Origin of the sequence: Methylobacterium thuringiense (assembly GCF_022179645.1) — a bacterium.
GTDB lineage: Bacteria > Pseudomonadota > Alphaproteobacteria > Rhizobiales > Beijerinckiaceae > Methylobacterium > Methylobacterium thuringiense.
Genome location: NZ_BPRA01000001.1, coordinates 437,873 through 457,393, shown reverse-complemented (window position 1 = coordinate 457,393; position 19,521 = coordinate 437,873). Strand labels below are relative to the sequence as shown.

Sequence of the window (19,521 nt, the reverse complement as noted above, 5' to 3'; positions counted from 1 at the left end):
GCGGGGATCGACCCGTGCAGGTCAGCAACGACCCGGCTGCAACGCCGGCTTCCCCGCACCCTCGGGGATCGACCCTTCAACCCGGCGACCAAGGCCGATCTCTCGGGGGCTTCCCCGCACCCGCGGGGATCGACCCTCGGAGAGGCCGGGCGACATCTCGCCGTTGGTGGCTTCCCCGCACCCGCGGGGATCGACCCGCTATCATGTCGTCTCTGGACATCATCGAAGGGGCTTCCCCGCACCCGCGGGGATCGACCCTCATACAGTTCCGTGGCAAGTCTTTCGTCGTCGGCTTCCCCGCACCCGCGGGGATCGCCCCCGAAACCGCTGAGATCCGCGAGGTGCTGGCCGGGCTCCCCGCACCCGCGGGGATCGACCCGACTGGAACGGCACGACCGGCACATTCACCGGGGCTTCCCCGCACCCGCGGGGATCGACCCAGGGCGTCGTACCCGGTCCGGTCTTCGGTTCCGGCTTCCCCGCACCCGCGGGGATCGACCCGACCTTGCAACCGGCGCCGCGCGGACGCCGGGGGCTTCCCCGCACCCGCGGGGATCGACCCTTGTCGACGGCCGCTGGCGTCTTCAGCTTGCGGGCTTCCCTGCACCCGCGGGGATCGACCTCACCATCATGAACCCCGAGAGCCTTCAGTGGCGGCCTCCCCGCACCCGCGGGGATCGACCCACCGACGTGCTGACGCTCGACGAGGCTGAGCAAGCTTCCCCGCACCCGCGGGGATCGACCCTACTACGACATGATCTCGGCCAAGCAGGAAGCGGCTTCCCCGCACTCGCGGGGATCGATCCCACGTCTACCCGTTCATCACGTCGACCATTCCGGCTTCCCCGCACCCGCGGGGATCGACCCTCGTCCGGGGGCACGCTGACGGAGCGGACATTGGCTTCCCAGCACCCGCGGGGATCGACCTGTCGCATGGTGCAATAATCGCCTCACGGGCCTCGCTCTCACGCACCCGCGGAGATCGAGCCTTGGCGGCATCAAAGTCTCGCTCCGTGCCCTCGGCTCCCCAGCACCTACGGGGATAGTCCTCATACGCGGTGCCGCAGTGATCCGTAGCGAACGGCTCAGCCGCCACGGGGACTGGCTCGCGCACATTAGCCCCGAGGATTGTTAGCCTTCGATAAGCAAACGAGGCGCTGAAGAGCCGGGAAGGACGCGAAACCTAGAGGTCCGCTTTCCGGCAAGGAGTAACCGTCCAGAGCCATCGCAAATCAAATCTTAATTTTTCGCTGCTGAAGTAATCTGACGTGACCGTGACTAGCGCGTTTGAGATGAGGCGACGATCGTTCATCTGTTACAATGTCGCAATAAGCTTAAGCTTCCAAAATTTGGCATGGATATTTTCGTACCACCCATAAGAGCACTACCCTACCCCCCCACCCCCCGTTGGTCCGATCGGGGGGGGTAATCTCGTCGAGAAAAAACGAAAGTGGTACTGACGGCTCAAAAGCTAACGCTGGCCGCAGGTTTTTGGATGGAACGTCCCTGGCAACGCTCGCGGAACCTGCACGCAAAAGTTCCCCAGAAGTTCCCCGGGGCTCGAGTTGAATCTAATCGCTATGGCTATGTCATTGTAAAAATTGGCGCACCCGACACGATTCGAACGTGTGACCTTTGCCTTCGGAGGGCAACGCTCTATCCAGCTGAGCTACGGGTGCTGACCGTGTGCGTTGAGTAGCCCAAGCCGTCGGCGGGTGCAACGGCGTCCGTGCGGTCGAAGGTATGATGGCGAAGGCTCCGCAGGCAAAGGTCACGCGTTCGAATCGTGTCGGCTGCGCGAGGGCTGCTCGCGTGGAGCGGGATCAGGGGCGCGGCGTAGGGCCGGCGCGTGGTGTGTGCCGCTGCTGCGCCGGCATTTCGCGATCTCATTCCGGGGCAGTCTGTTCGAGGTCCACGTCGATGGGCACGCCAGATCTCTCCGCTGCGACCTCAAGCCGAACTCGAACGTCCGCGCTCGCGGGTGCGATCATGTAGCCGGCCGTTCGGTCGCCGATCATGATCGACGTCATGCGTGGCGCTGTGTGCCAGTGAAGGCCGATCAGGGCACAGAGAACAGCGTCGAGCCGATCTTGATCCGCCTTGCGCGGGGTGGCGATCGTCGAGACATTGTCGGCCCACGCCGTCAGCCCGATCACTTGCTCAGCTACCGCGATGCAGCGCACCGCGGCGATGACAGACTGCCAGCCTCCGATTGTAAAAGTTTTTCGCCGAGCCGGGTTGTAGCGCGGCCCGAGGAGGCGGCCGTAGAAGAGCGGATCGAGCGACGGCAGTGCCAAGGCTGGAAACACCTCCATGAGGAACAGCCCCTCCAAGGCGCCACGTGCCGCTTCGGGGTCTTCCGTAGCGCCCAGGCGTGCCTTGAAGCGCCAGACCGGAGCGGAGTCGTCGAACATCCCGATCTTGGACCGGTTGGCCGGCTGCACGCCGCCTCCGAGCCACGAGATCAGCGAGGCCGCCACACGATCTACCGGCCGCAGGCTGGTGAGATTGGGGACGATCGTGGGCTGATCGAGCGCAACGATCCGCAGTGTGCTGAAGGCCTCCTCGGCCGCGATGATAGTGAGCGCCGCGTCAAAGGAGACGAGGGTCGGCGGAACGAGCGTGCGCCGGCCGTCGGTGCTGATGCGAATCACGCAGATCGCGCCCGGCGCCTTCGGGCTGTCGGTCCAGGCCGAGTCGAAGCCGATAATGCTGGTCGGGACGGCTACTCGATCAATCATGACCCTGCCCGGTCGAGTCCCAGAAAACTCTTACCGCTCATCGCTCGCGAAGGACGTCGCCGAGCCGCTTCCGGTCCGTTGTCCGGCTCCAGTCCCCATGCCCAGTTGAACTGCGCCCCTTTACAAGCGCGGAAGCCGGCGACGGGCTCGTGAAGGCGATGTCCTTGATGAGCCGCAGGCAACCATCTTGCGGCACGAGCGCGCTCTCGGCGATCAGCTGGGCCCGTAGCTTGCCAACGTTCGCTGGCAGGCTGTCTGTAGCGGTCGCGCTGATTAGCGATCCAGCCCGTAACACGTAGCCGTCGCCGACCATGTCGAGGTGGGCTTTGTGAGTCTCGCTACGTGGCTGCGCACTCGTGGAGAAGGACTGCACTACCGGGTCGGCGGCGAGCGCGGGCAGCGGCTCCGGTGCTTCTATAGATACCGCACCCGGCTCCTCGAAGAACGCAAAACCGAGGGCCTCTAGAACGTAGATCATGTTCCCGAGGAACGTGCCCATGCTGGCGGTCTCGGCCTCGGGCAGCTTGGAGCCGGTCGGCGTCGAGCGGTTGGCGAGTTGCACTTTGCCTTCGTTCCGGCTCAGCAGCTCCCAGACCTCACGCTCCAGCCACTTCACGTGGGCGCGGGTCAGGTTGTCGTCTTTGTTGGTGAAGACGACGAAGCTGTCGAAGGGGATGGGGAACGGCGACGTGGCGTAGCGCTGGACGAAGTCGTCGCTCTCGCCGACGTAGACCTCCGGCAGGTCGTCGCTGGCTGCGCTTTGAATCAACAGGTAGATGCAGGAACGTGACAGCTCTTCACGGGCGAGAGCTTTCTTGAAATAGGAGCGTCGGCCCATCACCGCCATACCCCACCAGTTGTCGAGCTCGACCGTGCGCAGCGATCGTGGGTCGTCGCCGGTTATGAACAGCTTGATCAAGCGTCCAGTGACGCGAACTGCCGCCATTAATTTCCCCACCCGCCCAGTGCGCGATCCGATGTAGCGGAACGGCCGGACCGCCGGTGTCGCGTTAGAGCAACCTGAAGCGCAAATCGCCCGTCATTTCGCCTACGCCACGGCAAGGCGCTTACGGCAACCGATCTCGTCGAGCTGGAGAAGATGTTGGTCGAGGCCGGGATAGGGGATGCCGAGGCCATCGAGCAGGCACGCAAGGCCAGCGCTGGCTTCGGGCGCTTGTCGGACTGGACCGGCAGGCCGTCAATGACGCCTTCGCCGAGTTCCTCGGTGGTGGAACGGTAACGCGAGAGCAGATCGAGTTCATTGGCCTCGTCGTCGACCACCTGACCGCGCAGGGCGTGATGGAGCCGGGCCTGCTTTACGAGAGCCCGTTCACGGACGTGGCACCCCAGGGACCGGAGCAGGTCTTCGACGGCGTCAGGACGACGCGGCTCTTCGAGGTGATCGAGGAGATTAACTGGAGCGCGGTGGCGTAGGCGACCAAAATGGTCCGCTCCACAATTTGGCGATAGATACCTCCCTTGGGCCTACGCGTAAGGTGTTGGCCGACAGGGGCGGGGTAACGCCATCGTATATAGTCTCTAAAATCGACGAGGATCGCCGCTGGCGGCTTCTGAGTGCGAGCGTGAGGTTTGGGCGCCCGAGAAATCTATCGCCGCCGTAGGTCTTGTAAATGTATTTTTTAGGACAGAGCTGGTCTGCATCCGGCGAGAATTTGGGAGCCGGAATGAATTACAGGGAGAGCGACTTGTGGAACCGAACCTCCATCCACAAAAGACTCCCGTGCTTTCCCTGCCGATGCAGTAGTGAGTGTGCGAAGCCTACGAGCGATCTGAAGATCTTCGTTTCGCGGCCGCGTATCATCATCCGGTCCATCAGACGAAGGGCACTGGGGCGCGAAGCGGCCCATGTGCCACGAGCGGAGCGAGTTCTGCTGATATAAGTTCATACACTTATAGACACTTACATATTATGGAAAATCCCGGCGGCTCGCGAAGTCTGAAATCTGATATAGATCAGATCCTTAGCCCGCGAGGGTCACGAGTGGACCGCTTCGGCAGGGTCACGCGGTGGCTGCTGCTTGATAGCGGTCCCGCTTGTGGGCCAACCAGACGCCCGGATGTTCATCGAGGCGCTCGATGATCTTCCGCCGGCTGCGAGCCTGATCCTTATTGCAGGGCTTCCCCGTCAGCTGTGAGAACTCGGCTGCGCGCTCCGCATCGGTAGCAACACTCAGTTTTGCGTTGAGCGCCGCGAGGGCCGAAGCGATCCAGAAATTCGTCAATTCATCAGACCGCCCGACGAGTTGTTCAAGAAGCTTGTCACCGCGCCGATACTTTATCGCCCGATCAAGGGCCTTCAACCGCGTCCGGCCCTCAGCTTCGATAGCGGTTTGAGGTGCCACACGCTTGGCAGCCCTGAGTTCGCGTGCGCGCTCGTTTTCGGTTTCGCGTCTGATCGCCTTCTGACGCTGCAGCCACCGGTCGTAGCTGGCCACGAACATCAGCGAGCCCTGATGCTTACCTGTGCGTAAAAACGAAATTATCTGCTTCAGCGGCTTTCCCGACCAACGCTCCGAAATTTCCACCTCCCGTTCAGAGGGCCATAAGTGCATGTCAAGAAGATCAAGATCCTCGACATTTTCAATATTTTCGCCCATTGCCGCCTTAAGCATTTTGTTCTCTCCGATAAGCTGATTGCGCTCTATAAAGTTACATGTGGAATTAATATCAATAATATAACTTATAAAATAGCCTTCTCATATCGGGTAATAGCTATTAATACCGCCCTACACAGGGGGGTATACCAATAATATTTGCTTTCGGCACGGCGTCCGTTAGCCTCATTTCGATGACGCCGTGCCGAATATATTTTTATATTTCAAATATTCTGCTGAAAGGCGGCCGCTCCGGCACGAGAATTCTGAAAATACAGCGCAGTTGCCTGCCGCGATAATGGAGCCACTTCAATAGCCTTCGGCCAAATCTTGGCCTGCTTGCGGAAGCTGTTCTTATTCCGCAACCGATAGACAGCTAAAGTTCCGGTGCTATCTGCCAAATAAGCATAGTGAATCTTCTTATACTCAACAATGCGTGAGAGGTATGGGCAAGGAAACCTAGTTCCGCCCTGGCGATGATACGCAATGCGAGCGCGGCGCATCATCTCTAACTTCCAGGTTGCCTCGATGTCCTTGAGAACCTGAGCAAAATTGTTCTTTGCCTGCTCAAAATAGCCGACATCGGGGGTGTTGATCGTGGGTGACATGGTATCTCCAGCTGCCTGAATGTTCGTGGCTGGAGTCATATAGCGGTCAGCGAGCGGCATTTATGGAGAGAAACGCACGCCCATGTGGGCCGACTTCCGAACTGGCTCCGATCAGTGTGTGGCTGCGTCGAATTGGGGGAACATCGAAAGAGTTTGAGCGTCGCGCGGGCAGCCTTTGGAACCAACCGCCAAGGAGAGTCCTCAGCTGTTGGTGAGCCCATCAGGCAATCCCTACACGCTGCTCCGGTCCTTCTAGGACTTCCATGCTGTGGCGGGAGGGCCACATCGGCTCAGTCGAGACGCGCTGCGAGGTCGGCAGCCCTCAAGTGTGTGTATCGCTGAAGCATGCGTAGCTCCCGGTGGCCCGAGATCGACGCGACCTCGACGACGTTGAAGCCCTTCTCGAAGAGCCGAGACACTGCTTCGTGTCGAAGATCATGCAAGTGGAGATCAGATAGCCCCACACGTCGCGTCAGACGCTCCCAGGCGAGTCTGACGGCGTTCGGGGCAGTGGAAAACACGGTCGCGCTCTCGCCCGTCCTGAGGCTCCTGAGCGTGTCCACGGCGCGGGTGGACAGTGGCACGTCGCGGCATGTTCCGTTCTTCGTCAGGGGCAGGTGCGCGACGCGACGGTCGAGGTCCACATGCTCCCACTGAAGACTCAGCAGCTCGCCTCGGCGCATACCGGTCTCCACAGCAAGCACGATCAGCGGGCGCAGATAGGGGGTGCGCCCCTTGTCGGCGGCAGCGAGCAGTAGCTGCTCCTCGTCGCCCTCGAGGCGGCGGGTGCGGCCCTTCGGCGGCGATGGTCGGCGCACGAGCTTGCACGGGTTCGTCGTGAGGTGGATGTCCCATTCTCGCCGAGCGGTGTCGATGGCGTGGCTGATCGTGTTCAGCTCTCGGATGATGGTCGCGGGCGCTACCGTCTTGAGGCGTTCATCCCGGTAGGCTGCAAGATCCGAGGTGGACAACAGCGTCATCGTCCGGTGGCAGATCGGTCGACGCAAGATGGCGTTGATCCGTGCGATCTCCGTCACGGCACTGCGCTTCTTCGGGGAGACGTCATCGCGGTAGCGGGTCAGGATCTGCGCGAGGGTGGCTTTCTCAGCCGGGCGCATGTCGGGGAGCGCGCCGTTGCGGTCGAGCTCCGCCTCGAGGCTGCGCGCCCAGCGCTCGGCATCGCTCTTAGCGTCGAAGGACTTGCTTCTGGGCTGCATACCCTTGCGGCGGACGGCAGCCTGCCAGCGGCCCCGAAGTTTTCTAATTGTCGCCATTGAGGCTGCGCGTCCCGTGTGAGCGCTGCATCAAAGGACGCCGCATCAGGCCCATCAAGGACTTTTCCGGACGTTGCTGGGAGCGGTAAAAAAACCAGCGAGATGTGCATCTGATCGAGCGGACAAGGCTGAAGCTGCATGTTCAGCGACAGCACAAGAATTCAACGGCTCTGCGGACCAATTCCGAATTGATCTAACGTATCACCGCGCTGCCAAGACCTATGTCGGCCTAACGACATCACCCGCGCCGCAGGCATCGATTTGTTCAAGCGACGTTCGTTCGTGAGCGCGTTCCTCTCTGTGAGACGTCTGCTCTGACGCTCTGTCGATTCGATCGCTCTCTGTGACGCTCTAATGCAATTTCGATGATCTCGCTGCCGAAGACTCGTTTCGATCGGTGTCTCTTGAGGGTCTTTTTCGGGCTCGATCGCTCGGTTCGCATTGATGAGACATTTTCCGCAAAACGGATTCGCATTGGCTGGTCGTATGGACAACGGTGAGACATCCAGGTGACATCGGAGGACATCTGACCGTCCGGATGTCTCATCATCGATAGTTCGCATTACCGTTCATAGAGACATCCATAAGACATCGCTTGGCTTGGATCGTCGCCGATTTGGGGGTCGCTGGCATCGGGTCTTGCAGACCATCTCGCAGTTTGGCGGCTGTGATACTGAGGATCACGGGCAGCCAGCTTGGTTCGGGAGCTACTCTGGACGTTCGGGGTTGCCTCCGGAGCGGTTCGGGAGGCAAGAAACATCGTGGTGGGACGGCGGAGCCTGCGCTGGCGCGACGACGATCCGGACAGGCAGGGTCCCAAGCCTGAGAATGTGCCGGTATGCCCGCTCTGTGAGCGACCGATCCCGCGTCACGCCCGACAGAGCCTCCATCATCTCACGCCGAAGATGAAGGGAGGCACGCACGGCGCAACCGTGCAGCTCCATCAAATCTGCCACTCTGCGATCCACGCCCGCTACACCGAAGCTGAGATCGCCCGTAGGCTAGCCGATGTCGAAGCCCTGCGGGCCGATCCTGACATCGCTCGATTTCTTGAATGGGTGCGGGACAAGCCCGACGATTTTTACGTGCCGACACGGCGGACACGCGAGCGGCGCGGGAATGGGAAAGTCCGGCGTTGAGCCTGATCTGACGTGGCTCTCCATCGGGGAGGGGCATGACGACGTCGCAGGCATTGCCGAACCTCGGTCGGTGCACCCAAATCTGAACGTCTCGACCCGCCTCGCATAAGACCCACGTGATCCGAATCGTTCTCCTCGTTTTCGTCGTCGTGTTCCTCGCGCCGATCGCCGTATCGGCCGCCCTCTACTACCTCAGGAACGACATCGCCGATTGGCGCTCGGCCGATCGATCCAGTGCAGGCTTGCTGCCGCCCGCAGCGCGCCATCCCGAAGCCGTCGTTCGCGTGTTCTCGGCGCGAACGGTAAGCTGGCGCGGCATCGTCGCGAGCCACAGCTGGATCGTCGTGAAGGGTGCCGGGGATCGTGCCTACCGACGGTTCGACTATACGGCCTGGGGCATGCCGATCTGGGTCGACCGCTTCGTTCCGGACGGGCGCTGGTTCGGCAGTGTGCCGGAGGTCATCTTCTCGGCTGACGGGCCGGAAGCGGAACGGATGCTGCCTCGCATTCGGGCCACCATCGCCGGCTACCGCTACGCCAAGATCGGCGATTACCGCCTGTGGCCCGGGCCGAACTCCAACACCTTCGTGGCGGCGGTCATGAGCTCCGTTCCAGAGATGCGGGCGAACCTGCCGGCGACGGCGATTGGTAAGGACTTCCCCTACGACGGTCGTTGGATCGGGTCGACGCCGTCCGGCACCGGGTTTCAGATCAATCTTGGGGGATACCTGGGGCTTACAGCCGGCTGGGTGGAGGGATTCGAATTCAACGTCCTTGGCGCGGTCGCCGGGTTGGATATCCGCCGTCCCGGCCTCAAGCTTCCCGGGCTTGGTCGCATCGGCATCTGACAAGAAACGTCGAGCTTAAGGACATCCCGCAGATCCTGATTGGCTAAGGCGCGATTGCGCTACGCTGATCAGCTACGCTCAAAGTGAGGACTGCAGGGGACGCTCTTCCATCGCAGCGAGAAAGCCGAGGGCCAGAAGGAGGCCGACGCTCGCTGCCAGAAATACCCAGCGAAAGGCTCCGGCGAGGAGGGCGGCGTTCGTGCCGTGTATCAGGCTCCCGATGTCGTGCCCCGCCCCGACGTCGCCTCCCATTGTGCTGCCAAGCACGATCGTGCCGAAGACGGCGACGATCAGCGCGCCCCCCAGCGACCTGAAGAAGTTCATCGCTGCGGTGGCGATACCGAGCTGATGACGCTCCACGGTGTTCTGGATGGCGATGGTCGAGAGCGGCAGAACCGTGCCGATACCGATGGACAGGAGCACGAACAGCCCTTCCATGAGCCAGAGCGGCAGCCTGTCCCCTTGAGCCGCGATGATCATGCAGCAGGCGAGGCTCGTCGCCATCATCGCGAGGGGCGCGCGCTTGTAGTGCTTGAAATACATCATCGATCGACTCGACAGCGTGGCGCCGATCACCGTGCCGACCATGAGCGGCACCATCGCCAGGCCGGACCAGCTCGGGTTGAGCCCGATCACGCCCTCGAGGAAGATCGGCACGTAGATCGTGAGGCCGATCAGCGTCCCCATCGCAAAGCAGGCGCTGAGCGTGGCACTGTAGACCACCTGGTCCTTCAAGACGTCCAGGGGGATCAGCGGCTCCGAGACCGTGAGCAGGCGCACCACGAAGCCGGCGCTGATGAGCGCGGACACCACAAGCAATCCCAGGACGGGCGCCGAAACCCAGGGATAGCGCACGCCGCCCCAGTTCAAGGTTAGCATCAGACCGCTCGATCCCAGCACGAGCAGAATAGCTCCCAGGTAGTCCAGCCGGTGTTGACGTTCGTTGCGGGGCAGAAGCTTGAGCTTCGAATTGGTGAGAAGGTAGGCGATGACGCCGATCGGCAGGTTGATCCAGAAAATCACGGACCAATGCAGGTGCTGGGCAAGGAAGCCGCCAAGCAGGGGACCGGCGAGCGACGAGACCACGAAGACGCTCGCCACATAGACCTGATAGCGCGCCCGCTCCTTCGGCGAGAGAATGTCGGCCAGGATGGTCTGGGCCAGGGCGATCAGGCCACCGCCGCCGGCGCCCTGGAGGCCTCGAGCCAGCGCCAGAGTCACCATCGTCGGGGCAAGCGCGCAGGCTAGCGAACCGATGCTGAAGATCGCGATGGCGATCAGCAGCATGACGCGTCGCCCGTGGATGTCGCTCAGCTTGCCGTAGAGGGGCGTCACGGCCGTCGACGCCAGCAGATAGGCGGTCACGATCCAGGGCAGGTTCTCCGCATCGCCGAGTTCCCGCCCGATGGTCGGCATGGCCGTGGCGACGATCGTCTGGTCGAGGGCCGCGAGCAGCATCGCCGCGACGAGATCGAACAGGATCGAACGGATCTCGGCCGGGCTCAGGCTGACCCGCGGCGGTAGGCTTTAGGGGGGCGTTCAAACGCAATGAACCTCAAGCTGGGTCACAACACGGTTAGGAGCGCGGATGCCGCGTAGCAGTAGGTTCAGCTACTCCTCTATGTGAGCGTCATCACCTCATCACCACGGAACAGTCTGGCCCTCGTAGTCGAGGAAGATGCAGCCCGACTGACCGAGATGTCCTTCCAGGACCGCGACGACGCCGCGAGCGCTGGTCTCGACGTCGAGCGTCGCCCGTCGGCCACCGAGATCCGTGCGGACCCATCCGGGATGCATCAGCACGACACCCCACTGCGCTTTCGCGTGCTGGCCCACGAACGAGCGGGCAAGGGTGTTGAGAGCCGCCTTGCTCGCCCGGTAGCCGCCCCAACCGCCGCCGCGGTTCAGCGAGACCGAGCCGAGCATGGATGTTAGTGGAAGACCTCGCCGGTGCTTAACATTATGTTACATTCGAGCTAGGAATTCAGCAGCGAACAGCTAGAGTGAAGCGAGAGCGGCATGAAAAGAGCAAGCGTGCTATCTATCTAATTGCTCTTGATATGCCTTAAGATCTGGTAAAATAGTTTTTTGTAATAAAATACGGGGCGTGAGTCGATAAATGGCTTCCTCAGATATTATAGATATAGCTAAATCGCTTACACCAGTAATGATTGGTGATGATATTGGAAAGATTCTGATTTTAATCGGAATTGGACTCATTGTATTAGGAGGCTTTGCGGCATTTAAGGCTATCAACTCGCCACCAGTAGAAACAACTGTGCTTAAAAAGGTTTTACTTTTTTCTTCCTGCGCTTTTGGGTTTTTGTTTTTAATATCTGGATCAAGTTTGTCATTATTTCAAAATTACTTTGAACAAAAATACGTCAAGAAAGTTGTGCCTGCCGATATTGCATTTGATAGAATGAAAAAGAATGCGCGAGTGCGTTGGCTTATTCGCTTAATACCTCATAGAGAGACTGATACTAGTCTCTCTATTAAAAATTTGACCCACTTAGGTAAGCCAGAGCAAAAATTTGCATTCGTGGCAGATTACGACGAACTGAGAGGCAGGACAGCGGAAGAGGCAGTCAGAATGTCAGGCCTCACATTTAGAGCAAGAGATAATGTCTCCGCAGTAATATTTCCAATAGATGGGCGTGATATAATTCCAGTCAATGCACGCGGTCTATTACAAGCAATTTATGCTGTCGAGAAGGATCGACCAGATTTAGGAAACTTCAATATAAAAGATCGACTAAATGAAAGCGATTTTAATGCTCTAGGTTTAGATCGAGAAGCTCAGGATCCTGATACTTGGAGTTGGGATGCTTATGGTAAATACTATGGCTCTTACTGTGCAGTTGTGCAAAGATTCAGATGCTCTGATAGAACGAAGCGTCTTTCATATGTAGGTGAGATTAGTGAAGACTGGCATCCTCTTGGCTTTGCTAGAAAGCGTCCGTTTGATGTAGGATACTCATGTGAGAGAACATCAGAAATCTGTGGCATCAGTGATTGGGAGAAGGCGCATGAAAAACTCATAGGAAGCTTTGGTGCAAGAGTATTTCTTATCGAAAATCTTGAGATTGATAAAACAAGAAGTAGAATACTTATTGATTTTGACAACCCTGAGACGCAGAAAATACCATATCTGTATTTAGATGAAAATGAATCAACCTCTGACCGAAAACAAGCTACCGGCAACTAAAATCATGTTACTAGATAATCATTTATTCATACTATTATGTTTTAAGTTATAAATTAATATTATTTACTGATCTGATTAATTGAAATTGGAGATGACACTAATTAGGGTTGTGATTCAGCTATCAATGAATATTGGACAACCATTCTCGAAGCTTCGTCCAGCGGCGCTTCGCGCTGCTACTTCGAACGGCCATGCCGATCGCCTTGCGCTGGCCGATCAGCACGACAAGCTGCTTGCCGCGCGTGACGCCGGTGTAGAGCAGGTTCCTCGCCAGCATGTTGAAATGCTGCGTCACGATCGGGATCACCACGGCGGGATATTCCGATCCCTGGCTCTTATGGATCGTCGTAGCGAAGGCCGGCACTAGCGTATCGAGTTCACCGTAGGGGTAGACGACCTCTCGTCCATCGAAGGTGACGACCACGGCACCTTCCTCCTCGTCGATGCGTGCCACCATGCCGAGATCGCCGTTGAAGACGTCCCGGTCGTAGTCGTTCTGGGTCTCCATAACCCGGTCGCCAGGGGCGAAGCGCCAGCCGAAGCGTTCAATCTGTTGGGCCGGGTTCGGGTTCAGCACGCGCTGGAGCTCGTGGTTGAGGTTCCGCGAGCCGAGAGAACCACGCAGCATCGGTGTCAGCACCTGCACGTCACGGGTCGGATCGAGCCCGAAGGAGCGCGGGATGCGCTTGGTCACCACCTCGATCAACTTGGCGACGCCGACGTCCGGATCATCGATCTCGATTAGGTAGAAGTCGGCCTTCTCGCCAGGCTGCGGCCGCTCCGGCATCTGACCCTGGTTGATGCGATGGGCGTTGACGATGATCCGGCTCTCGGCCGCCTGCCGGAACACTTCGGTCAGCCGCGCCACCGGCACACGCCCTGAGGCGATGACATCGGCCAGGACCTGGCCTGGGCCCACCGAGGGGAGCTGATCGACATCGCCGACGAGCAGAAGCCCTGCGCCCTCCGGCACGGCCTTCAGCAGGGCGTTCATCAGCGGCACGTCGATCATCGAGCACTCGTCGAGCACGAGCAGGTCGCAATCGAGTGGGTTCTCCTCGTTGCGCGAGAACCCGCCGCGCTTCGGGTCGATCTCCAGCAGCCGGTGAATGGTCTTGGCTTCGAGCCGGGTTTGCTCCGTCATCCGCTTGGCAGCGCGACCCGTGGGGGCAGCGAGCAGAACCTTCACGCCTTTGGCTGTGAGAATGCGCAGGAGCGAGTCCAGAGTGCTGGTTTTGCCGACACCGGGTCCGCCGGTGATCACGCAGAGCTTCGAGGTCAGCATCAGGCGGATGGCCTCGCCCTGCGAAGGCGAGAGCGTCTTGCTCGTCTTGGCCTCGACCCACGGGCGGGCCCGCTCGAGGTCGATGCTGGGCCACGGTGGTGAACCGCGAGCCCGGGTGATGAGACGCTCGGCAATCGCCCGCTCGGCCGCGTGCAGGCCCTTCAGGAAGACGCATGGCTTATTGTCGACCGTGTCGGCGATGACCTCCTCGCCACGGGCAAGCTCGGCGGTGACGGCGGTGCGGACGAGACCGACATCAACCTCGAGGAGCTTTTGGGCGAGCACGACAAGTCGCTCGATCGGCAGGCCGCAATGCCCTTCGTCCATGGCCGTCTGGAGCGCGAACGAGACGCCGGCCCGGAGCCGCTGCGGCGCCTCCTTCACCAGTCCCAGACGCATCGCAATCGCGTCCGCCGTGCGAAACCCGATGCCGCGGATGTCGCGCGCGAGCCGGTAGGGGTCGTCGGTCATGACGGCGATCGAGTCATGGCCGTAGGTCTTGAAGATCCGAACCGCCCGCGCCGTGCCGACGCCGTGCGCATGCAGGAAAATCATGATCTCCCTGACTGCCTTCTGCTCGGCCCAACCGGAGACGATGCGGGCGGCGCGGGTCGGACCGATGCCGGAGACTTCCTTCAAGCGTTCGGGATCGGCCTCGATGATCTCGAAGGTGGCTTCGCCAAACAGCGCTACGATGCGCTTGGCCATGGCCGGCCCGATGCCGCGCATGTAGCCCGAGGCCAGGTAGCGCTCGATGCCCTCGACCCCGGTCGGCGGCGTGGCCTTGAGCGTGTCGGCCTTGAACTGAAGCCCATGTTGCCGGTCGGTGAACCAGATCCCTGTCGCCGTGATCCACTCGCCGGCGCCAATCGCTGGGGCATGGCCGATCACAGGCACGAGATCGCGTTTGCCGCGCGCCTGGACCTTGAGGACGCAGAAACCTGTCTCGGCGTTGTGGAACGTGACGCGCTCGATCGTGCCGGCGAGTGTTTCAAGAGGTGCGTTCCGGTCGTAAGACTTCGGCACCGTGCTGCTGCTCACATTCTGCGCTCGACCAGTTGGTCAAGATAACATGGCTGCAGGCGAAGTTCGCCCCGATCAGCCAGTAGCTCGCGAGCTTCGAGGACGAGTGCCTCCGGGCTTGTGCGTGGCAAAGATTTGCACTGGGTGCGAACCTCAATGCGTGTCCGAATGCCGTCCAAGCCCCTCAACGAACTCGTGAAGGGCGAACAACGGTAGGGTGGGCACTAGGAACCCGCGAGCTGGGTTCACTTGCAACTTGTGAAACAAGGCGATGCCGTGCCGGACTGGGTTGAACATACGATTTGGTGGCAGGTCTTCCCGCTCGGCTTCGTCGGGGCCGAGCCCGAGCTCGTAGATGGTGCGCCCGTCCTGCATCGTCTGGAGCACCTGCAGGCATGGCTCGACTACGCCCTCGAACTCGGCGCCACAGGTCTGGCGCTCGGGCCCGTCTTCGCTGCTTCGACCCATGGCTACGACACGATCGACCCCTTTCGGGTTGATCCCCGCCTCGGCGACGAGGCGGATCTCATCTCCTTGATCGAGGCCGCCCAAGCGCGAGGCCTGCGCGTGCTCCTCGACGGCGTCTTCAACCATGTCGGACGCGACCATCCCGCATTCCTGGAGGTTCTTCGGCAAGGGTCGCACGCCGCTAGAGCCTCTTGGTTCAAGCTGTCCTGGCCCCGTGGCAGCGACCCGGGTGCGGAGCCGGACTACGCCTGCTTCGAGGGACATCTGCAGCTCGTGACGCTCAATCACGACGAACCCGCCGTGGCAGACTACGTCGTCTCCGTCATGACGCATTGGCTCGCCCTGGGGGTGGATGGCTGGCGCCTCGATGCGGCCTACGCCGTGCCCCGGCACTTCTGGTGCAACGTCCTGGCGCGCGTGCGATCGGTGCACCCGGATGCCTACATCGTCGGCGAGGTCATCCACGGCGATTATGCCGCCATCGTGCGTGACACCGGCATGAATACGGTGACTCAGTATGAACTCTGGAAAGCGACCTGGAGCGCACTCAACGACCGCAACCTGTTCGAGCTGGCCCATGCGCTCGACCGCCACAACGGCTTCCTCGCCACCTTCGCGCCGCTCACCTTCGTGGGTAACCATGACGTCACGCGGATTGCGAGCCGCCTTACGGATGAGCGCCACCTCCCCCATGCCCTCGCGATCCTGCTCGTCTGCGGCGGGACGCCCTCGATCTATGCGGGCGATGAGCAGGCCTTCCGGGGATTGAAGGAGGATCGCATTGGCGGGGACGATGCGATCCGACCGATTTTTCCGGAAACGCCCGCCGGACTCGCACCCTACGGCTGGCCGGTCTACCGCCTGCACCAGTCGCTGATCGCCCTGCGTCGTCGTCATTCCTGGCTGCACCATGCTCGCACGCGGACGCTTCACCTGACGAACGAACAGCTCGTGCTCGCGGTGAGTGACGGATCGCGGCACCTTCTCCTCGCCCTGAACCTCGCTGAGGACGCTGTGCTCCTCCCAGTGCCAGATGCCCGCTCTGTCGAAGCCGGGGAGGCTGTTGTCGTGAAAGCAGAAATGCAGGATGCGGTGGTAAGTCTCGAACCACATAACTGGGTCGTCTTAAGCGTCTAAAGGCACAGGCATTCGTAGCGGCCCTTGACGCCGAGTGGGATTACGATCTCGTTGGTATCCGCCCGCAGGCCCACCGAGGAAAACTGATCAACGTCGCCAACAAGTGGAATTCCTCTCGGTTCTAGTAAGGTGATCAGCAAAGGCACAAATATCATCAAGCGCTAGTTGCCGCTGCAATGTATGTGAACGAAGGCCGCAGGCCGATCGCCTGTGTAGGGCTCCAGTTCGCCAAGGGTCGGTCGGATTAGCGCTCGGCAACAGAAGGCAAAGCCTAGGCGAACTTCACCTTTTTCTAGGACTTCGCGATTTCGCGAAGCGTAATCAGCGCGGTCGGACCATAGACTGAGAGCGAACTAGCAGTCGTGCCAGGGTTGGCCGAAGCCGAAGCCGAAGCCGAAGCCGAAGCGACAGCCGATGGGCGACCTCGGTTACAGGCAGAAGCGGCCTAAGCCCGATCATCTACACATCAATATTTGAAATGTTAGAGAAAATTCAATTTCAAGGGCGTAAGCCGGATTGTGGTCGACCCAGTTTTTAATGCGCTGGGTTTATTGCATGAGCACCGCTCGATCGCAGCGCATGCCGTCAACCGTTACGTCGGCACGCCCAAGGCGCAGACCAAGAGTCTGTAAGACAGCATCCAGTATGCTGTCCACCGCTGGCGCCACAGCCGAAAGTGTCGTGGTCAAAAGGGGTTTCAGAGCACCGCCGAGAAGATCCAGACCGTTCAGATCTATCTGCAAATTTTGGATCAAACTTCCTGTCAGACTACCCACAAACCCGGATGCAGATGCTGTTTGCGCACGGCCTTGAGAAATGTCTGCGTCGGTAAAGGTAAGCACCTGCTCAGAACTTTTTCCCAGACTGATTTGCGACACACCTGTGAGCGCCAGAAGTGGGAGGCGTGCGAGAACAGCAGGTAAGCTAAGATCAGGTGGTGAGCCGCCAGAAACGATGGCTGAGCGCGAAACGCTGGCTATGGCCGCCTGTCCCAACGCCGGCTGAACCGCAATGGTCGCACTTCGGCCGCCAAATCCCCCACAAGCCGCCTTGGTCAACCGCGCCGAGGCGGAGCCCAGGTCCAGGTAGAGTGGTAGGGTGACTTGGCCGAGACTGAGAGGCGCTTTGACCTGTGTTTCGATCAGTAGTCGCACTTGCGCAGAATAAACTATTACTCCCGAGCTGTTGATGCTGATCCAGCCAGAATGCTGGATACGCTCTCCAACACTGAGCGTCAGGGTTGTTTGAGCGATACCGGGAACACTTAGGCCGAGATCCACCGTAATCTGGTTCTTGCCGCCGCCGAGCCATGCGATACCACTCAAGAGGTTGGCTGCGTTCACACCTGGACCTTTTCCAGATGTGCCTACCGAGACCTGCCCGAGTTCGCCAAGTTGAACCAAATTGCCCAGATTTATTTTTGTTCGAGCCGCATCACTCGATGAGCCCAAAGCAGAGAGAGCCGGTCCCGCGACGGGGGTAACCGCGCCAAGAGCCTTTAAAAGATCTCTAACTGGAACTGACTGTTCCAGAATATCAGCATAAGTTTCCCCGCCCATGTCTAACTGAATTCGAAGCGCGTTAAGGAATTTAAAAGCGTCTATATTTACGCTAGCGAGGGATGTATAGTCTGCTGCCCGCAGCGCAACTTGTGCGCCGAGAAGCTTTCCTAAAATCGTATTGGCAATCCCTCCATCTAGAGAAGCTACGCCAGTTCCGAGATTGTAACTGACGAAGCTTGCCTGAGCAGCTGTGGCCTCAGCTTTCACATCGGCGGTGGGACGCCCAGTCAGGACACGTCCGAAAAACAGGTTGACTTGGCTTCCGACGGTAACCTGGACGCTGTTAACTGCAGTGGATGCTGCTATGAAGCGGTTGCCGGCATCAATCGTGCGGTCAGCCGTGTAACGTCCTAAGACGACACGGAGTCGATCAATAGGAAACCGATTATCTATCAAGGTCTGTTGGCTAATTTTAAAAGCGTTGCTGAGGTCTTGCGCTGCACTAAGCGCAGCGAGATCAGCAGCAGATTGGGCACGCCGTTTCTCATGATAGAGTAGGCTGAGATCAACCCCGAATGCTGCCGTGCCTAAGAGGACAGTGATGCTGAGTGCTGCGATGATACTAAATACTCCGCGATCGTCGTTCAGCCAGCGACCCAATAGGGCCATCAGTAGCCTCCATTCCGGTAGCTCGCAGATCGCTTCAGCATATCTGGTGTAACAACGAACGCGCGAGCCAGATTAGCAAGTCCGCTAGCCTGAATATTATAAGTTAAACTCACAGTCCAAAGAGATGAATCGGTTGAGCTCGATCCCGTAGCGATCGTAAGCGCATCGATACGTATAAGCTGCGAACCGCTTAACAAAGATTGAATACGACTACGGGCAAGACTATCTCGCTCAGTATCCGTCATGCCAGCAATAGACGCACGTGCTGCTTCCTGTGCGGTATGTTGTAAGCTGCTTCCAATGCCAATGATTAGTCCGTAGAAAATCACCCCAAAAAGTATGACGAAAAACACAGGCACAATCAAAGCAAACTCTACCGCAGTTGCGCCGGAGTTTTGCCTTTTTAGATTCGGCAATACATTAAATAACTTCATAGATTTTTCTTGAAGCTTAGATCGACTATATAATACTGCTCAATGATGATTTACGAGTGCTTAACGAATGAATGTGTTAAGTAGAAATGTCTTTTTCAGGAACGGCAAAAATCATTAGTTGCGTCGTCGATTGCGGACAAGAAGCCTTGTCAGAGTTGGCCGCAGCCGGAGTGACAAACGGTAAGCCACCTCGGCTACAGGGAGAAGTGGCCTCAGCCCGAACACTTTTATGTCGATGAAAGGACTGAGCCAACGCCAGCCCGGAAGAGCACGCCACAGTCTCGCAAAGGCAGCTGCACCGGAGACGAGTTGCCCATCTGGATCCCGCACATGGAAGCGCCGACGAGCTAGGTCCTGATCCAGATCAGGACCCAGCGAAACGGGCCTCGCTTCGTCTCCGACGTCCAAGAATGAGATATTTTCAGCCCCCGCGCATTGCTGGTAGTGGCCGATCTCAGCCCGGCAGAGCGGACAAGCCCCGTCGTAGTAGACGGTCAGTTCGGGCTGTAGCTCTGCTCGGCTCATGGGGATCGCTTCAGGTTGTTGGCGAACGTCAAATGGAAGCGCGAC

Annotated in this window: 16 protein-coding genes, 1 tRNA gene and 1 CRISPR repeat array; of the genes, 5 read left to right on the top strand and 12 right to left on the bottom strand. The window is 59.4% G+C overall.

The window, feature by feature from the left end:
• Positions 1-46 precede the first annotated feature (46 nt).
• Positions 47-928: direct repeats of the CRISPR family, unit length 29 nt; unit sequence GGCTTCCCCGCACCCGCGGGGATCGACCC.
• Between the two features lie 674 nt (positions 929-1,602).
• The 3 genes from MFF07_RS01980 to MFF07_RS01970 all read right to left on the bottom strand — a co-directional run bounded on the left by MFF07_RS01980 (position 1,603) and on the right by MFF07_RS01970 (position 3,660).
• Positions 1,603-1,679: transfer RNA gene (locus tag MFF07_RS01980), tRNA-Arg, on the bottom strand.
• A 207-nt stretch (positions 1,680-1,886) separates the two neighbouring features.
• The gene (locus MFF07_RS01975) at positions 1,887-2,741 is read right to left on the bottom strand and encodes a DUF429 domain-containing protein (protein ID WP_238230512.1); all 855 of its coding nucleotides are present in this window, start codon (positions 2,739-2,741) and stop codon (positions 1,887-1,889) included.
• 37 nt (positions 2,742-2,778) lie between these two features.
• Positions 2,779-3,660, bottom strand: coding sequence for a DUF4357 domain-containing protein (locus MFF07_RS01970; RefSeq protein WP_238230510.1), 882 nt, complete (start codon positions 3,658-3,660; stop codon positions 2,779-2,781).
• 101 nt (positions 3,661-3,761) lie between these two features.
• Between MFF07_RS01970 and MFF07_RS22600 the strand changes: the two genes are divergently transcribed.
• Positions 3,762-4,175 (top strand): type I restriction-modification enzyme R subunit C-terminal domain-containing protein, encoded by a 414-nt coding sequence (locus MFF07_RS22600; protein WP_306424619.1) that lies wholly within the window; start codon positions 3,762-3,764, stop codon positions 4,173-4,175.
• A 587-nt stretch (positions 4,176-4,762) separates the two neighbouring features.
• On the opposite strand, the gene MFF07_RS01960 is transcribed toward MFF07_RS22600, so the two are convergent.
• The 3 genes from MFF07_RS01960 to MFF07_RS01950 all read right to left on the bottom strand — a co-directional run bounded on the left by MFF07_RS01960 (position 4,763) and on the right by MFF07_RS01950 (position 7,181).
• A complete protein-coding gene (locus tag MFF07_RS01960) occupies positions 4,763-5,374 on the bottom strand; it encodes a hypothetical protein (RefSeq protein ID WP_238230508.1) in 612 nt (203 codons plus the stop codon).
• 206 nt (positions 5,375-5,580) lie between these two features.
• On the bottom strand, positions 5,581-5,964 hold the full coding sequence (locus MFF07_RS01955) for a hypothetical protein (protein ID WP_238230506.1): 384 nt from the start codon (positions 5,962-5,964) through the stop codon (positions 5,581-5,583).
• Between the two features lie 290 nt (positions 5,965-6,254).
• A complete protein-coding gene (locus tag MFF07_RS01950; RefSeq protein WP_306424617.1) occupies positions 6,255-7,181 on the bottom strand; it encodes a site-specific integrase in 927 nt (308 codons plus the stop codon).
• 818 nt (positions 7,182-7,999) lie between these two features.
• Here MFF07_RS01950 and MFF07_RS01945 point away from each other — a divergent pair.
• Positions 8,000-8,377, top strand: coding sequence for a restriction endonuclease (locus tag MFF07_RS01945; RefSeq protein WP_238230502.1), 378 nt, complete (start codon positions 8,000-8,002; stop codon positions 8,375-8,377).
• A gap of 149 nt (positions 8,378-8,526) precedes the next feature.
• The gene (locus MFF07_RS01940) at positions 8,527-9,225 is read left to right on the top strand and encodes a DUF3750 domain-containing protein (protein WP_238230500.1); all 699 of its coding nucleotides are present in this window, start codon (positions 8,527-8,529) and stop codon (positions 9,223-9,225) included.
• A 78-nt stretch (positions 9,226-9,303) separates the two neighbouring features.
• On the opposite strand, the gene MFF07_RS01935 is transcribed toward MFF07_RS01940, so the two are convergent.
• The gene (locus tag MFF07_RS01935; RefSeq protein WP_505744259.1) at positions 9,304-10,683 is read right to left on the bottom strand and encodes an MDR family MFS transporter; all 1,380 of its coding nucleotides are present in this window, start codon (positions 10,681-10,683) and stop codon (positions 9,304-9,306) included.
• A gap of 183 nt (positions 10,684-10,866) precedes the next feature.
• A complete protein-coding gene (locus tag MFF07_RS01930; RefSeq protein WP_238230498.1) occupies positions 10,867-11,151 on the bottom strand; it encodes a Rossmann-fold NAD(P)-binding domain-containing protein in 285 nt (94 codons plus the stop codon).
• A 193-nt stretch (positions 11,152-11,344) separates the two neighbouring features.
• Between MFF07_RS01930 and MFF07_RS01925 the strand changes: the two genes are divergently transcribed.
• Positions 11,345-12,433 carry a hypothetical protein gene (locus tag MFF07_RS01925; protein WP_238230496.1) on the top strand — a complete coding sequence of 363 codons (1,089 nt, stop codon included), beginning with the start codon at positions 11,345-11,347 and terminating at the stop codon, positions 12,431-12,433.
• 121 nt (positions 12,434-12,554) lie between these two features.
• Here the strand turns inward: MFF07_RS01925 and recD2 are convergent, their stop codons facing one another.
• Complete coding sequence (gene recD2 / locus MFF07_RS01920) at positions 12,555-14,759, bottom strand: SF1B family DNA helicase RecD2 (RefSeq protein WP_238230493.1); 2,205 nt, start codon at positions 14,757-14,759, stop codon at positions 12,555-12,557.
• 240 nt (positions 14,760-14,999) lie between these two features.
• Here recD2 and MFF07_RS01915 point away from each other — a divergent pair, with 240 nt between their 5' ends.
• Positions 15,000-16,346 (top strand): alpha-amylase family glycosyl hydrolase, encoded by a 1,347-nt coding sequence (locus MFF07_RS01915; RefSeq protein WP_306424618.1) that lies wholly within the window; start codon positions 15,000-15,002, stop codon positions 16,344-16,346.
• 548 nt (positions 16,347-16,894) lie between these two features.
• Here the strand turns inward: MFF07_RS01915 and MFF07_RS01910 are convergent.
• From MFF07_RS01910 to MFF07_RS01900, 3 genes are all read right to left on the bottom strand, one after another.
• Positions 16,895-18,517: a pilus assembly protein TadG-related protein gene (locus MFF07_RS01910; RefSeq protein ID WP_238230489.1), complete on the bottom strand. Its 1,623-nt coding sequence runs from the start codon at positions 18,515-18,517 to the stop codon at positions 16,895-16,897.
• Entirely contained in the window at positions 18,517-18,951 is a 435-nt protein-coding gene (locus MFF07_RS01905; protein WP_238230488.1) for a TadE/TadG family type IV pilus assembly protein, read from the bottom strand. Before MFF07_RS01905 ends, MFF07_RS01910 begins: the two co-directional genes overlap by 1 nt.
• A gap of 114 nt (positions 18,952-19,065) precedes the next feature.
• On the bottom strand, positions 19,066-19,476 hold the full coding sequence (locus MFF07_RS01900) for a thiol-disulfide oxidoreductase DCC family protein (RefSeq protein ID WP_238230533.1): 411 nt from the start codon (positions 19,474-19,476) through the stop codon (positions 19,066-19,068).
• Positions 19,477-19,521 lie beyond the last annotated feature (45 nt).

What these genes read in the sequence shown, in the direction of transcription:
- MFF07_RS01975 (WP_238230512.1), bottom strand. Translation starts at nt 2,741, where the DNA reads ATGATTGATCGAGTAGCCGTCCCGACCAGCATTATCGGCTTCGACTCG.
- MFF07_RS01960 (WP_238230508.1), bottom strand. Translation starts at nt 5,374, where the DNA reads ATGCTTAAGGCGGCAATGGGCGAAAATATTGAAAATGTCGAGGATCTT.
- MFF07_RS01955 (WP_238230506.1), bottom strand. Translation starts at nt 5,964, where the DNA reads ATGTCACCCACGATCAACACCCCCGATGTCGGCTATTTTGAGCAGGCA.
- MFF07_RS01950 (WP_306424617.1), bottom strand. Translation starts at nt 7,181, where the DNA reads ATGCAGCCCAGAAGCAAGTCCTTCGACGCTAAGAGCGATGCCGAGCGC.
- MFF07_RS01935 (WP_505744259.1), bottom strand. Translation starts at nt 10,683, where the DNA reads ATGCTGCTCGCGGCCCTCGACCAGACGATCGTCGCCACGGCCATGCCG.
- MFF07_RS01930 (WP_238230498.1), bottom strand. Translation starts at nt 11,151, where the DNA reads ATGCTCGGCTCGGTCTCGCTGAACCGCGGCGGCGGTTGGGGCGGCTAC.
- MFF07_RS01925 (WP_238230496.1), top strand. Translation starts at nt 11,345, where the DNA reads ATGGCTTCCTCAGATATTATAGATATAGCTAAATCGCTTACACCAGTA.
- MFF07_RS01910 (WP_238230489.1), bottom strand. Translation starts at nt 18,517, where the DNA reads ATGGCCCTATTGGGTCGCTGGCTGAACGACGATCGCGGAGTATTTAGT.
- MFF07_RS01905 (WP_238230488.1), bottom strand. Translation starts at nt 18,951, where the DNA reads ATGAAGTTATTTAATGTATTGCCGAATCTAAAAAGGCAAAACTCCGGC.
- MFF07_RS01900 (WP_238230533.1), bottom strand. Translation starts at nt 19,476, where the DNA reads ATGAGCCGAGCAGAGCTACAGCCCGAACTGACCGTCTACTACGACGGG.